The organism is Rossellomorea sp. GAMAL-10_SWC (assembly GCF_049568075.1).
In the GTDB taxonomy this organism is placed as follows: domain Bacteria; phylum Bacillota; class Bacilli; order Bacillales; family Bacillaceae_G; genus Gottfriedia.
The window spans coordinates 4982077-4996107 of record NZ_CP144911.1; the positions used below are offsets into that span (position 1 = coordinate 4982077).

The following is a 14031-nucleotide window of genomic DNA, read 5'->3' on the forward strand; positions in this document are numbered from 1 at the left end:
TATCTTAAACTTATGGTAAAATAATTAAGTTGTGTATATAAAATTTCGAAGATAAGTGAGACATCCTCTATTTAAGGAATTAGAAATTTTTGAGATAGAGAAGAAAGGAGACATTCGATGAAAAATATATATTACACAGGCTTTAATGCACTTTTATCAATTATTATGTTTACGGTCGCCATTACATTAAACTTCTTTCAAATGACTATAAACTTTTTATCAGTATCTGGTATTCTACAACCACTTACAGATCTACTTCCAGAGAAGGAAATTAGAATCCTTACATTTCTAGGTATAGCATTTCTTTTCTATTTAGTTTTGAGTGGATTCAAATTAATTTCTGATATGATCTGGCAATTTGCGCTACTACTATTCTCAAAGGACAATGAAGGAGTAGACTTATTAGCAACAAAGAAATATTCTTTCGTCTTTTTAATAGGTGGATTAATTGCTATCTTTTTAAATAAATCTTTAGTGTATATTGCTATTATTTTAATAGTATCAGTAATTGCATTTTATATTTTATTTTTAATAAAGCAAAGATCTAACTATACAATTGTAGGGATCATTGGTTTTATAATGATCCAATTAATCGTTTGGGGATTAGTAGGAAGCGGAGTTGTATATGGCGCTTTTACAGTTCTAGCTAAATTTAAAACATCAATGCCATTTTAAAAAAAGTAGCACTTTTGAGTATCTCAAAAGTGCTACTTTTTTGTTTATAGATTAATATAATTGGCCATTTACAACGATATTTTGCCATATGCGCTGAGTAGGTGGATAAGAATAGTTTTTAGGAATTGGGATTCTTTGTTTATCATTACCAATCCACGTACCAATTGTATAATTTGAAGTTAACCCCATGAACCATAGATTCGTATTATCGTTAGTTGTACCTGTTTTACCGCCAATATAGTTTAACGGCATATAGATATGTTTAGCCGTACCATCTTTTACTACAGAGTTTAACATGCTTCTCATCGTTTCGTTTGTTGATGGATTGTAAACACGAATTGCTTTAGGTTCATTATCGTATAATACAGTACCATCTCTTAACGTGATTTTTTTAATAGCGGTATTTTCATAAAATACCCCATTGTTTCCAAATGTAGAGTATGCATCTGCCATTTCTAATGGTGACATACCGACATTGAAACCACCAAGAGCACGACCTAGCTCTACACGGTCTTCATTTGTAATCGTTCTAAACCCAAACTTATCTAAGTATGAATAACCTACACGTGGTGTAAGTTGCTCATATAATCGAACTGCAGCCGTATTAAATGAGTTCTGCATAGCAGTACGTATAGTTACATCCCCGTATTCTTTTTTACTATCATTTTTAGGACAATACGTGCCTTTACAGTAGTTATCTGCGTTTACTTTTGTATCTGGTGTAGCACCAAAGGTTTCGATATATGGTGCATAAACTAGTAATGGTTTAATTGTTGAACCTGGCTGTCTATATGATTGGAATGCTCGATTTAGATTGTGAGGTTCATAGTTTCTTCCACCAGAAATAGCAATAATTTCATGTGTATCATTTCTTATTACAACTGCTGCGCCTTGTGTATTTGTTGAAAGCGTTCCTCGATTAACTGCGTTAACTGTCGCTTGTTGTACTGAAGGACTTAAGCTTGTATAGACTTTTAAGCCTTGATTTTGTAAATATAATGCTCTCTCTGGAACAGTTTTTAATTTTTTTAATTCAGTTTGTTGCGCTGGTGATAGCTTGCTAGTATTAAATTTTCCTTTTTTACCAGCTAAAATACTCTTCAGTTCAGAATCTACGTAAGAATAGTAATCAGGATATTCCTGTGTTTTACTATCTTTCTTTAGCGTAATTTTTTCTTTCATAGCAGCAGTATACTGTTGTTCAGTGATTTTTCCCTGATCTCTAAGTATACCTAAAATTCTTTCTTGACGCTTTTTAGCATTATTAAAGTTTTTCAAAGGATCATATAAAGTTGGGTTATTTGGAATTGTACATACGAAAGCTGTTTGAGCAATACTCAAATCTTTTGCCGATTTGCTAAAATATGCTTTACTTGCAGCTTCAATTCCATAGTTTCGATTTGCAAAATAAATTGTATTAATGTACATTTCTAAAATTTCATCTTTAGAATACTGCTTTTCAAGTTGTAAAGAGATTTGAATCTCTTTTATTTTGCGTTCGACTGTACGTGCTTGAGTTAAATATAAGTTTCTTGCAAGTTGCTGAGTAATTGTACTAGCTCCCTGTTCTATTCCACTATTCGAAACATTCACCATAAATGCCCTAGCAACTCCAAATAAATCAATACCTTTATGTGTATAAAAATATCGATCTTCGGTAGAAATAAAGATATCTTTTACTAGTTGCGGAATATCACCGCTTTTTAAATTAATTCTATTATCACCAGAAGCAGGAATATAAAAAGGATTATTATTTCGATCATAAAAAACACTGTTCTGTGATAAAGAAACAACAGGCAGTTCTTCTACCTTTTTTTTGGGAATATGTTTTGAAGTCTCGTATGCCATCATAGCTTGCTGAGATGTGAAATAAAAGACAAGAAAGCTTATTATAATAATAATAAATCCAATAATTTTTTTCATAATAGCCCTCTATATACTTTCTATTTTTTAATTCGTTTAAAGAAAAAATTAAACGAACGATATTATTTTAACACGATTTTTCATCTTGATGGGTATCTTATGTTATTTTTTACACAAATTGGTTGTATTAATAAAATAAGGAATAAAGTTGAAAATAGGCAATTTGTCTTACTTGAATATTCGTTAATCATATAAGACAATAAATAAAAATCAGAAAATTTATTTTTCTGGAGGTGAGGAAATGAAAGAGCAGTTCCTGTTTATTGATTTTGAATTTACAATGCCCGATGGAAAATCAAAAGGAATTAAATTTTTTCCGGAAATCATTGAAGTTGGTTTTGTAAGTGTCATTAATGATGAGATTAATCAAACATATTCTTCATTTGTTAAACCGCTGCAATTTCCAACGTTATCCTCAAGATGTAAAAGGTTTCTAAATATCTCTCAAGAAAATGTTGACCATGGAATACAGTTAAAAGAACTTGGAGAAATATTAAATGAAGCGACAAAAAACTATAGAACCACAGTGATTACTTGGGGCAACATGGATATGAGAGTATTAAAACATAATTGCGAGGCTGCGAATATTTCATTCCCAATTCATGGGGAAGTAAGAGACTTATGTCTTGAGTATAAAACCTTCTTCGGTAACCAAAATCAAACTGGCCTTTGGAACGCAATGAAAGAGTATGGAAAAGATGGAACTGGAAATCACCACAAAGCACTAGACGATGCATTAACAACATATCATATTTATAAATTAGTAGAAAAAGATAAGCAATACATGAAAAAACCTGCACCAGCGACTTTGGGAGACTTAATTGATTTCTCATTACTAAAGAAAAGAATATCTTCATACTAAAAACCAATTGATTTTAAATCAGTTGGTTTTTATTTTGTTGAATAACAACCATGTCAATTAAATTACCAAATTTTCGAAAATGAGTAGAGTGATGTTGATTTCCACTACAGGACATCCCGAAGTGGAAATCAACATCACAATACTTAATTATCAGTGAAAAATCTTTTGACCAATACCTCATTTTTCTTTGATTATTATAGAATACTTTGTATAATTGGCAGTGGGAGTGATGGGACTATGATGGAGTTTTTATATTTTCCTGAAGATAAAACAGAGTATATACCTGCCGTTATTTCATTAATCATTTTTATGATTGGTGCATTTATTACTTTTTACTTAATTAAAAAGGCATCGCTGAAAGAAGAAAAGCGTATAACAGAATTAATGGAATCAAAAGAAAAAAAATCATTACGTGAATAAAATAATTCAAAATGGGGACTTACTAAGGAAGGTCTCTTTTTTTTGATTTACATCACATTTTTATCACATTTCTGTGATAGATTTATTTTTGTGAATTTATTAGCTAAATAGACTAATTCAAATCTGCTCAACAAAGCGCGTTTAAAACATTAACTATATCGATCTAAAATTTAAGATCTGTTTAATTTAGCAGAATCTTAGGAGGAAATACATATGAAAAAACTACTAAGTCTATTAATTGTCAGCATTATGATTACTGCAGGATGTTCTAATGAGAAGAAGAAGGAACCAGTAGTTGAAAAACCAGTTGATGTAAATATACTTCTGCCGACATCCGAAATAAATTTAAATAAAGAAATTACAATACGTGCTGAAGTTAGTCAAAATAATAAAGCTGTTTCTGACGCTGATGAAGTTCAATTTGAAATTGGTAAAAATGGTGAAGATAGTATTGCCATGCTTGATGCAAAAAATGGTGCAGATGGTATTTATTCAGCTACATACAAATTTACTGATCCAGGAGATTACTATGTAATTGCCCATGTTACTGCTAGGGATCAACATTCAATGCCTAAAAAGGATTTTAAAGTTCAAACTACTACCGCAACTAGTAATAGTAATGGTGAAAAGAGTGAGCATGAAGCTCACAGTGGAGATGATCATCATGGCGATGTAATGATTCATTTAATGGGTACTGAAAATATAGATGCAAATAAAGAAAATCTATTTACGATTCATCTTATGACGAATGATGGAAAACCGCTAGAAAAAGCGAACGTACGAATTGAAACATGGAAAGATGAGCAAGGAAAGCATGACTATACTGATGCAAAAGAAGCTGCACCAGGCGAATATGAAGTTAAGTATACTTTTAAAGAAAAAGGAACAAATACAGTAAAGGTTCATGTTGAAAAAGAAGAACTACATGACCATACTGAAAAAGAAGTCACTGTAAATTAAATAATAATGAAGGCTATCCTATCTTTGATGAATAGAAGGATAGCCTCTTTTATATAAAAGCTTGAAGTCAAGAGCTACTGACTGATATCGCTTTTATGGGGGTGAATATTTTGAGAAAGATTTATATCTTCAGCACGATTTTACTTTTCTTATTTTGTACTGGCTGTGTGCCAAATAATATGTCACATATTAAGGATTCGGAAAATGTCCTTATTTCAGTAAATAAAAAAGTGGGAAGTTTAACGTTCCTAAATTTAGATGACTTACATAAAGTAACAGATTGGAATTTAAATAGAGATGTAAGTGGAGCAGTATTATTACAAGACGGAGAAGATATTGCCTTATATCATCCAACGAATCCAAAAATAGATATTTATCATCTTTCAACAGGGGACCATGTCGATAGTTGGAACGTTGGTATTGGCATTACTAATATAATTTCTTTAAAAAGTAATCAGGTGATTGCTGTAACGAATGGAAAAAAGAATAACATTACATTTTTAAATCGTAAGGGTAAGGTTCTTAAAAAAATTAAAATAGGTAGAAATCCAATTTCGATGGTTGAAGATGCGATTCATCATAGATTATATGTTAGCTTGTTTAATGAACGAAAAGTAATTGGAATAAACTTAAGTAGTTTTAATATTGAACAAACAATCGAAGTACCGTACACATCGGTAGGCTTAATTTTAAACAAAGATTCATCTGAACTATATGTTGGGGGACATGGAAATGGTGAAGAGGAAAATGAGGACGTAAAAGTATATTCAACGATTACTGGTAAGCAACAAAAGTCACTTCATACGCCTTTAATGCCTATTTCGTTTTTTCAAAATGAAGATGGATTGTTTACGATTGCCCATGGAACCAATCAAATTTATAAGTTAAATCCGAATGTAGTTAATCAGACTAAGTTTATTGAAGTTGGATCGAATCCATATACGGCTATTGGTTTTAAACATACTGCGTATGCAGCTAGCTATGATTTAAATAAGCTGTACGAAATAAATACGACAACGATGAAAATTGAAAAAGAAGTTGCAGTAGGAAGAGGACCTTTTCAATTATTGTTAAGAGAGGGCATTCGTCATGATTGAAAGAAAGATATTGATTGTTGATGATGAACAAGAAATTTGCCAATTGGTTGGAATGTATTTAGAAAATAGTGGGTATAGTTGGGACGAAGCAAACAATGGTGAGCGTGCATTGTCAAAAATAAGTCAATCAAACTATGATTTATTAATTTTAGATATAATGATGCCGATAATGGATGGATGGACCCTTTGTAAAAAGATTAGAGAAACATCAAATGTACCTGTGATTTTCTTGACAGCAAAAGGTGAAGAGTGGGATAAGGTAAATGGATTAAAAATGGGAGCGGATGATTATATCGTAAAACCATTTAGTCCTGGAGAATTAATTGCAAGAGTAGATGCAGTTTTAAGAAGAACGAAAAATTCGGATGCTTCCGTTTTACAGATTGGCCAAATCAAAATAAATGAAAAGTCTAGGAATGCTTTTGTATCAGACAAACCTTTATCACTTACTTTAAAAGAATATGATTTGCTTCTTTTCTTTTGTAAGAACCAAGACCACGTTTTTAGCCGCGAACAAATTTTAGAAAAGGTTTGGGGTTTCGATTATTTTGGTACAGCTAGAACAGTTGATACTCATATAAAAACATTAAGAATTAAATTAGGACAGGATGCAGATTATATTTCTACGGTTTGGGGTGTAGGGTATAAATTTGGGATAAACGGATGAGGAAATTACTCTATTCGTTATCGTTTTTACAAAAGCTTTGGTTAACGATTTGTTTAATCGTAATTTGTACAACAATCTTTTTCTTTTTAATGTTTCAGTTTGCATATAAGCAGTTATATGTTTCATACGTTCGTTCCACTTTAATCCAAGAAGGTACAAGTTTAGTAAAACATTATCATAAAACGAATAATGTTAATGACTTTTCAGAATTTGTTTCAAAATTTGATGCTGTTTCAAATGCCAATGTTTTATTTATTAGTAATCCAAGAGATTTAAGTGCATGTATCCCTTATAATGTAAGCCACCAATCTTTCATTACTGAAGATGATCGTGAAACTTTATTAAAAGGAAAAGTGATTACGAAGACAGGATTTGAAAAAAGATTTAAGCATCAAATTATCGGTGTCGTTGTTCCGGTTGTAAAAAAAGAAAAACTTGAAGGAATTATTTATTTACACTTACCTTTAAGGAGTGTTACTGAATTAATCCAACAATCAAAATGGATCTTTACGATTAGTACATTATTATTTGCTTTCATTATTCTTTTAATTGGCAGAAGTATAATAAAACAAATGATTAAGCCTTTATCAAGAATGGAGCAAATATCTTATAAAATGGCAAATGGTGATTACACCGAACGTATACACTACAATAGTGGTGATGAAATAGGAAAATTAGCTACTGCGTTCAACTCGATGTCTGATTCTTTACAAAAAGAAGATGAAAATAGAAAAGAGTTTTTAGCCAATGTTTCTCATGAATTAAGAACGCCGTTAAGTTATGTTAAGGGATATAGTGAAGCAATTTTAGATGGTGTAATAAAACAAGAACAACAACTAAAATATGTTGGTATCATTCTGAAAGAGGCTAGTCGGATGCAAAGATTAGTTAGAGATTTACTTGACTTGGCCACATTAGATGGTCAGCAATTTCCACTTAGTCAAGAACCTAATGTAATTGCTCAGCTAATTGAAGATACAATCGAAACATATTCTCAGATCCTCATTAAACGGAATATTAAAATTCAAAAGAATTTAGATGAGACGATTATCGCAAATGTTGACCCAGATCGTTTTCAACAGGTAATCCACAATTTACTTGATAACTCAATTCGTTACACACCTATAGGTAAAACGATTTATATTACACTATTTCAAGATAAACAAGTTACGTTGGAAATTTTAGATGAAGGAAAGGGAATTCCATCTGAAGAGATTCCACATTTAGGAGAAAGATTTTATCGAGTCGATAAAGCAAGATCTAGAAACGAAGGTGGAACTGGATTAGGACTTGCTATCGTAAAGCATATTATTGTTCAACACAATGGTAAGATAAAATTTATGAATATAGATGGTAAAGGCTTGAAGGTTATTATTACTTTGCCGATATTTGAAATATAATAAATGTGAAAAAGAGTCCAGGTTCGAGGACTCTTTTTTTATACAAAATTTGAAATACGTTCATAAATATGTTCAGGAATTTCTTCAGGAATTAAGTGTCCTGCTTCTGGATAAGTATATAAAGTTGAGTATCTTAAATCACGATGCAATCTTTCGCCTACTTCTAATGGAACTACTTTATCTTTTTCACCCCAAATTAATAGAGTAGGTACAGATATATTTTGTAAATCTTCAGGACTTAAATCACCTTCTCGATCACGAATCATCTTTGTTAATGCTCTAAAAATTTCATCTTGTAAAAAAGGTTCCTTGTATCCGTTTATCATCTCATCATCGATTAACTTCTGATCATGAACAACTGAAATTAGTGAATTCATAATGCCTTGTTTAGCTAAATGCCTTTTTATATATAGATAGAAAAAAGGAAAATAAGATGAAATAATTAAATGTGGATTTGCCCTTCCTAAATAACCAGAACTACATAATAAAATCACTTTTTTAACAAGCTCCGGTTCTTTCTTTGTTACATATAAAGCAATTTGCCCCCCCATAGAATGTCCGACTAAATAAATGTTTTGTAAATTTAAATGATTTACAAGAGAGATTACGACATTCGCAAAGTTATCATACGAATATTTAAAATTTAAATGTTTTCCACTTTTACCAAACGGGGGGAGGTCAATTACGACAACAACATGATCTTTTGAGATAAAAGGGATTAGTCTTCGGAAACTGAAGCAAGATGATAAAAAACCGTGAATTAATACAAATACTTTTGAATCTTGCTTATTGCTATTATGGTATCCGTAAAGTTCATAATAAACATCAAGTCCAGAAACCTTATATGTTGACTGCATTGTTCTAGAATGATTCATCATCCAAACTCTCCTTTAAGTTTTTGGATTATTATGTCCAAACAAAAGGAATACATTCTATATCTAAGTAATGCTCTGTATGTCACCATATGTTATGCAAATCGCTAAAATACTTTTAAATTATAAGTTTTTCGTCAATTCTAATAGAGACAAAGTATTTATTTAAAATAATTGAAATAGCCCAACCTTTAAAGTGACTATAATAAGTAAAGGGATTTTAGAAAAGAAGTGCCATTTATAAGTAGTGAGCAAACTTTAAAAGTTGGTCTGTGTGTGCTAAAATTTAGTTAGTGGAATTGAACGAAAATTAGGAGTGTTTTGAATGGCACAAAACTACAATATTGGAAAAGTTTACACTGGTAAAGTAACAGGGATTCAAACGTATGGTGCCTTTATTTCACTTGATCACCAAACACAAGGACTAGTACATATTTCCGAAATTATTAATGGATATGTTCGCGATATTCGAGACTATATTTCTGTTGGGCAATTAGTAAATGTACGTGTACTGTCTATTGATGAGATGACAGGAAAAATAAGTTTGTCTTTAAAAGGAGCAAGTATCGATCAAGGATTTAATGGTGACGAGAACTTAAAACATGCAGCTAGACTATTAAGAGAGCTTAAACCTGATGGATTTAGCACCCTGCATAAAAAATTAAATGAATGGCTTCGCGTTGAGATGAAGAAAGAAAATATGACGAATTAAAAAGGAAGGGGATTACCCTTCCTTTTTAATTCTTAGAAAAGTATAGATACAAAAGAGACTAATTTCGTCTGCGATTTATCTAACTTCATTTGTTTCAGGATGTGTTCCTAGCTCTTCTGAAGGTTTAAATAATAAGCCAAGGTTAATTAATCCTGAAATACCAACGATACCATAAATAATTCGAGCAAATGCAGAATCTGCACCACCAAAAATTGCTGCAACTAAATCAAATTGAAAAAATCCAATTAAACCCCAGTTTATAGCCCCAATAATTGTAAAAATAAGTGCAATACGTTGTAATGTACTCATATAGGTTAACCTCCTTTTTTATGACCTTCTAACATAGTTTTCCTCAATTGTTTTTGTTTATGTACTCAAAAATAATTATATGAAGAAATGTCTTTTAAGTTTTTGTTAATTTTTTCACATAAATATAGTTGCATTTACTTGCTTTCAATTATTTAATTAGGTACATTGTAAAGGTATTACAACTATTTAAGGAGGTTTGATGTATGACTTCTCATATTAAATTTGACTATTCAAAAGCAAAAATGTTTTTTCAAGATCATGAAATATCATATTTAAGGGATGCAGTGAAATTATTTCACCATACAATTCATGAAAAAACAGGAGCAGGTAGCGACTATTTAGGATGGGTAGAGTTACCTAATGACTATGACAAAGAAGAATTTTCTCGAATTCAAAAAGCAGCAGAGAAAATTAAATCAGATTCAGACGTTCTTTTAGTAATTGGTATCGGTGGATCTTATTTAGGTGCACGCGCTGCAATTGAAATGTTACAACATTCATTTTTTAATATTGCTTCTAAAGAAGAAAGAAAAGCACCTCAAGTTTTCTTCGTAGGAAATAATATTAGTTCTACATATATGCACGATTTAACTCAAGTTTTAAAGGATAAGGATTTTTCTATTAATGTTATCTCAAAATCTGGGACAACTACTGAACCAGCTATTGCATTCCGTATTTTTAGAAAGCTGTTAGAAGAAAAATATGGTGTTGAAGAAGCTAAACATCGTATTTATGCTACAACTGATAAAGCACGCGGGGCATTAAAAACGGTTGCTGATGAAAAGGGATATGAAACATTTGTTATTCCTGACGATGTAGGTGGACGTTATTCAGTATTAACTGCTGTTGGTTTATTACCAATTGCTGCAGCGGGTATTGATATTGAACAAATGATGAAGGGTGCACAAGATGCATATAGAGAATACAACTCTTCAGAATTAGAAGATAATCAAGCATATCAATATGCAGTTGTTCGTAATGTTTTATATAACAAAGGTAAAACAATTGAGATGCTTGTTAACTACGAACCATCTTTACAATACTTTGGAGAATGGTGGAAGCAATTATTTGGAGAGAGTGAAGGGAAAGACCAAAAAGGGATCTATCCATCTTCAGCAAACTTCTCAACGGATTTACATTCTCTTGGACAATATGTACAAGAAGGTCGACGTGATTTATTTGAAACAGTTTTATCTGTTGAAAATTCTCGCCATGAATTAACAATTGAACTTGAGGATAACGACTCTGACGGATTAAATTATCTTGCTGGTAAAACTGTAGATTTTGTTAATAAAAAAGCTTTTGAAGGTACAATATTAGCTCATGCTGACGGTGGAGTACCAAATCTAATTGTTTCATTACCAAAATTAGATGAGTATACTTTCGGTTATACAGTATACTTCTTTGAACTAGCTTGTGCGATGAGTGGATATTTACTTGGTGTAAATCCGTTTGATCAACCAGGTGTTGAAGCATACAAGAAAAACATGTTTGCATTATTAGGTAAACCAGGATTTGAAGAACTAAAAATGCAATTAGAAGAACGTTTAAAATAATATAAAGACAAAAGGACCGTTGTTAAATTTACTTTAACAGCGGTTTTTTTATTGAAATTACAAATTAATATTCATGTTTTTACTTAATAAGAAAATACTATTGAAAAAGGAGGAGAAAAGCATGTATCCTTTAAAATCAAAATTAGAGAATGCAATATTTCCGCTTAATGATATTGAGGGGAAATTAAAAAATCATGGATTTGTAATTGGAGCAAACTGGGAATATGATCATGGGAGTTTTGATTTATTAATGCAGGATGATGACGGGTATCAATATTTAAGATTACCTTTTAATGTTACTTCAGGTTCGTTAGATATGAATGGAGCAGTTATACAATTTGACACTCCCTTTTTATTAACTCATATTTATAATGAGGGGCTAGATGATAATGTTGGTTTAGAGGGGAATTTAACTGGATCATTAAACCAGTTCCAAGAACCAATTGAAAAAGATGGAAAAGTTCCTAGAAAATATCAAATAAAAGGGTTTGAAATTCTTAAGAGAATTGAGGACGAACTTTTATAAAAAAAGAGCCAACCCTTTTGGATTGGCTCTTTTTTGATAGCAATTGTTAAGTAAGTAAGATAAGAAAATCATCTTTTGCAATTTTAATACTTTTATCGGGTCTGATGATTGTTTGTTTATCTCGAATGATTCCAATAATCATTTTATCGTTGTTTAATTCTTCAACTACAATATCGAAATAAAATTTTCCAATCATTTTTTGTTCAACTTCCAAGATTTTTACTGTAAAGTTTTCTAATTGATTTGTTAACTTAAGTACAACATCTGAATATCCTCTATGCATAATCGAACCTGACATTACAAAGGAAGTTAACAAATTCGCTTCAATGATTTCATTGGCGCCAGCTCGATTTGCGTTAATAACTTGATTTTTGGTTAAGATTTCTGCGATACAATTAATTGATTGGTTAAGACCTTTCGTAGCGATGATTGTTAATATTGTTTGCATATCAGCATCTTGCTCATTTTTATTTTGATCAGCTGTAATTAAGATTGTTTTAGCAAATTTTATATTTGCTTTTTCTAAAACTGAGTCATTAGAGGCAGAGCCTTTTACAAAGTGCACCTTATCTAAATCATTAGGTAATAACTCTAAACTTTCATCAATTAATACGATAGAGATCTGGTTTGAAGATGCACGTAGTTGTTTAATAACATTCTTAACTCGTTCATTCCAACCTACTATTATAATATGGTTCTTTCTTGTAAATGTAAGTGTACCTCTAAAATCCGCGTCTTGGTTCCTAAATGTTTGTGCCGTGAACGAAATCATATAAAAGGAACCAAATCCAGTACCTAGTAGAATTAATATAACTGCAAAAAAACGTCCAACTGGAGATAAAGGTACGTAATCACCGTAGCCTACTGTAAACGTAGTTACTATTGACCACCACATACCGTCCCAAACAGTTGGAAAAGTAAATGGCTCAGCGAAATGGATGATCGATCCGAAAATAGCAATCAACGATAATAAAATTAAAGTAATTTTTAATAGTGTATAGGATTTAAAATAGATAGGTTGGTTACGAAATACTTTCAAGCTTATACCTCCATCGCAATTTCGTAACACTTATTTTTACCAATATGCAATAACTTATCACTACTATATACTTTCTATTTCAATTCCACGGATGTTTTTTATTTGTTCAATATCATAATAAATTTCTGTCGTTCTTCGTTTATTAAACACTAATAATTTCATTTGGACATAATGTTCATCATTATTTAATCCTTTTATTTTAATGTTTTTAACTGTAATATCGTGAGCGGTAATTTGATCAATGACAATATTTATATTTTCGCTTCCTAATACTGTTAGCTTCAAACTTATATCTCTTTCTTTTAATCTTTTAGGACCAAGCTTGTTAATTAGGTAAGGAATTAATTCTACACTTATTATTAATAAGCCTACACCTGCTAATGCCTCGGCGTAAAAGCCAGCTCCAACAATTATTCCGATACCCGATGCGCCCCAAATCATAGCAGCTGTTGTTAATCCGGCTATTGTATCATTACCTCTTCGGAGAATTACCCCAGCTCCAACGAAACCGATTCCTGATACTATTTGAGCCGGTAAACGTAACGGATCCATGGTTATATTTAAATAATCACTCCCATGAAATGAAAAGGCAGAACTAATAGAAACAATTGTTAATAGGCAACTCATTATTGAAATAACAAGGCATGTTTTTAATCCAAGAGGTTTTCTTTTTAACTCTCTTTCTAAACCGATAACGGAACCTAACATTGCTGATACTAGTAATTTTATGAGGATATCTGGTTGTAGATCCATTTTCTAAACCCCTTTTCTATATAGTTTATGGCTAATTCGACATTGCCTATTACACTTCCTTCGTACTATATATAAATTTTTTTATCATTTATAAAAAAAATGAAAAAAAGGGCTTGTCATAATCTAAATGGGATGTTATATTTATATACGTCGCCAAGATGGTTCGACAAAAAACGAAATGAAGCAAAAAAAAATAAAAAAATATTGACTCACTGTTGAAGAGATGTTAATATGAAAAAGTCGCAAATGACGCGACAAAG

The 14031-nt window shown here is 31.3% G+C and carries 15 protein-coding genes; 10 read left to right on the forward strand and 5 right to left on the reverse strand.

The features are described from left to right. Positions 1 to 117 precede the first annotated feature (117 nt). The gene (locus V5E38_RS24065) at positions 118 to 675 is read left to right on the forward strand and encodes a DUF5366 family protein (RefSeq protein WP_097976379.1); all 558 of its coding nucleotides are present in this window, start codon (positions 118 to 120) and stop codon (positions 673 to 675) included. A 51-nt stretch (positions 676 to 726) separates the two neighbouring features. Here the strand turns inward: V5E38_RS24065 and V5E38_RS24070 are convergent, their stop codons facing one another. After that, positions 727 to 2598, reverse strand: coding sequence for a transglycosylase domain-containing protein (locus V5E38_RS24070; RefSeq protein ID WP_499211708.1), 1872 nt, complete (start codon positions 2596 to 2598; stop codon positions 727 to 729). 241 nt (positions 2599 to 2839) lie between these two features. Here V5E38_RS24070 and kapD point away from each other — a divergent pair, with 241 nt between their 5' ends. The 6 genes from kapD (at position 2840) to V5E38_RS24100 (ending at position 8004) form a co-directional block, all read left to right on the forward strand. Continuing rightward, the gene (gene kapD / locus V5E38_RS24075; RefSeq protein ID WP_069034803.1) at positions 2840 to 3460 is read left to right on the forward strand and encodes a 3'-5' exonuclease KapD; all 621 of its coding nucleotides are present in this window, start codon (positions 2840 to 2842) and stop codon (positions 3458 to 3460) included. A 237-nt stretch (positions 3461 to 3697) separates the two neighbouring features. Continuing rightward, complete coding sequence (locus V5E38_RS24080; protein WP_069034802.1) at positions 3698 to 3880, forward strand: hypothetical protein; 183 nt, start codon at positions 3698 to 3700, stop codon at positions 3878 to 3880. Between the two features lie 213 nt (positions 3881 to 4093). Continuing rightward, positions 4094 to 4840: a FixH family protein gene (locus tag V5E38_RS24085; RefSeq protein ID WP_499211709.1), complete on the forward strand. Its 747-nt coding sequence runs from the start codon at positions 4094 to 4096 to the stop codon at positions 4838 to 4840. A 110-nt stretch (positions 4841 to 4950) separates the two neighbouring features. After that, positions 4951 to 5937 (forward strand): YncE family protein, encoded by a 987-nt coding sequence (locus V5E38_RS24090; RefSeq protein ID WP_499211710.1) that lies wholly within the window; start codon positions 4951 to 4953, stop codon positions 5935 to 5937. Continuing rightward, positions 5930 to 6604: a response regulator transcription factor gene (locus tag V5E38_RS24095; protein ID WP_499211711.1), complete on the forward strand. Its 675-nt coding sequence runs from the start codon at positions 5930 to 5932 to the stop codon at positions 6602 to 6604. The genes V5E38_RS24090 and V5E38_RS24095 overlap by 8 nt, the downstream gene beginning before the upstream one ends. Continuing rightward, positions 6601 to 8004 carry a sensor histidine kinase gene (locus V5E38_RS24100; RefSeq protein WP_499211712.1) on the forward strand — a complete coding sequence of 468 codons (1404 nt, stop codon included), beginning with the start codon at positions 6601 to 6603 and terminating at the stop codon, positions 8002 to 8004. Before V5E38_RS24095 ends, V5E38_RS24100 begins: the two co-directional genes overlap by 4 nt. A gap of 38 nt (positions 8005 to 8042) precedes the next feature. Here V5E38_RS24100 and V5E38_RS24105 read toward each other — a convergent pair whose 3' ends face one another. Further along, complete coding sequence (locus tag V5E38_RS24105; protein ID WP_286133595.1) at positions 8043 to 8879, reverse strand: alpha/beta fold hydrolase; 837 nt, start codon at positions 8877 to 8879, stop codon at positions 8043 to 8045. A 322-nt stretch (positions 8880 to 9201) separates the two neighbouring features. Here V5E38_RS24105 and V5E38_RS24110 point away from each other — a divergent pair, with 322 nt between their 5' ends. After that, entirely contained in the window at positions 9202 to 9588 is a 387-nt protein-coding gene (locus tag V5E38_RS24110) for a CvfD/Ygs/GSP13 family RNA-binding post-transcriptional regulator (RefSeq protein WP_056468646.1), read from the forward strand. 75 nt (positions 9589 to 9663) lie between these two features. On the opposite strand, the gene V5E38_RS24115 is transcribed toward V5E38_RS24110, so the two are convergent. Next, complete coding sequence (locus V5E38_RS24115; RefSeq protein WP_056468643.1) at positions 9664 to 9897, reverse strand: DUF378 domain-containing protein; 234 nt, start codon at positions 9895 to 9897, stop codon at positions 9664 to 9666. 203 nt (positions 9898 to 10100) lie between these two features. Here V5E38_RS24115 and V5E38_RS24120 point away from each other — a divergent pair, with 203 nt between their 5' ends. Together V5E38_RS24120 and V5E38_RS24125 are read left to right on the forward strand one after the other, a co-directional pair. Next, positions 10101 to 11453, forward strand: coding sequence for a glucose-6-phosphate isomerase (locus V5E38_RS24120; RefSeq protein WP_499211713.1), 1353 nt, complete (start codon positions 10101 to 10103; stop codon positions 11451 to 11453). Between the two features lie 121 nt (positions 11454 to 11574). Continuing rightward, positions 11575 to 11979, forward strand: a complete 405-nt coding sequence (locus V5E38_RS24125) for a YugN family protein (RefSeq protein WP_098233887.1) — start codon at positions 11575 to 11577, stop codon at positions 11977 to 11979. Between the two features lie 46 nt (positions 11980 to 12025). On the opposite strand, the gene V5E38_RS24130 is transcribed toward V5E38_RS24125, so the two are convergent. Together V5E38_RS24130 and V5E38_RS24135 are read right to left on the reverse strand one after the other, a co-directional pair. Further along, complete coding sequence (locus tag V5E38_RS24130; protein ID WP_499211714.1) at positions 12026 to 13018, reverse strand: potassium channel family protein; 993 nt, start codon at positions 13016 to 13018, stop codon at positions 12026 to 12028. Between the two features lie 63 nt (positions 13019 to 13081). After that, complete coding sequence (locus V5E38_RS24135) at positions 13082 to 13771, reverse strand: MgtC/SapB family protein (RefSeq protein ID WP_387327850.1); 690 nt, start codon at positions 13769 to 13771, stop codon at positions 13082 to 13084. Positions 13772 to 14031 lie beyond the last annotated feature (260 nt).

What these genes read in the sequence shown, in the direction of transcription:
- V5E38_RS24125 (WP_098233887.1), top strand. Translation starts at nt 11,575, where the DNA reads ATGTATCCTTTAAAATCAAAATTAGAGAATGCAATATTTCCGCTTAAT.
- V5E38_RS24065 (WP_097976379.1), top strand. Translation starts at nt 118, where the DNA reads ATGAAAAATATATATTACACAGGCTTTAATGCACTTTTATCAATTATT.
- V5E38_RS24120 (WP_499211713.1), top strand. Translation starts at nt 10,101, where the DNA reads ATGACTTCTCATATTAAATTTGACTATTCAAAAGCAAAAATGTTTTTT.
- V5E38_RS24115 (WP_056468643.1), bottom strand. Translation starts at nt 9,897, where the DNA reads ATGAGTACATTACAACGTATTGCACTTATTTTTACAATTATTGGGGCT.
- V5E38_RS24110 (WP_056468646.1), top strand. Translation starts at nt 9,202, where the DNA reads ATGGCACAAAACTACAATATTGGAAAAGTTTACACTGGTAAAGTAACA.
- V5E38_RS24080 (WP_069034802.1), top strand. Translation starts at nt 3,698, where the DNA reads ATGATGGAGTTTTTATATTTTCCTGAAGATAAAACAGAGTATATACCT.
- V5E38_RS24135 (WP_387327850.1), bottom strand. Translation starts at nt 13,771, where the DNA reads ATGGATCTACAACCAGATATCCTCATAAAATTACTAGTATCAGCAATG.
- V5E38_RS24095 (WP_499211711.1), top strand. Translation starts at nt 5,930, where the DNA reads ATGATTGAAAGAAAGATATTGATTGTTGATGATGAACAAGAAATTTGC.
- V5E38_RS24105 (WP_286133595.1), bottom strand. Translation starts at nt 8,879, where the DNA reads ATGAATCATTCTAGAACAATGCAGTCAACATATAAGGTTTCTGGACTT.
- V5E38_RS24070 (WP_499211708.1), bottom strand. Translation starts at nt 2,598, where the DNA reads ATGAAAAAAATTATTGGATTTATTATTATTATAATAAGCTTTCTTGTC.
- V5E38_RS24100 (WP_499211712.1), top strand. Translation starts at nt 6,601, where the DNA reads ATGAGGAAATTACTCTATTCGTTATCGTTTTTACAAAAGCTTTGGTTA.
- V5E38_RS24085 (WP_499211709.1), top strand. Translation starts at nt 4,094, where the DNA reads ATGAAAAAACTACTAAGTCTATTAATTGTCAGCATTATGATTACTGCA.
- kapD (WP_069034803.1), top strand. Translation starts at nt 2,840, where the DNA reads ATGAAAGAGCAGTTCCTGTTTATTGATTTTGAATTTACAATGCCCGAT.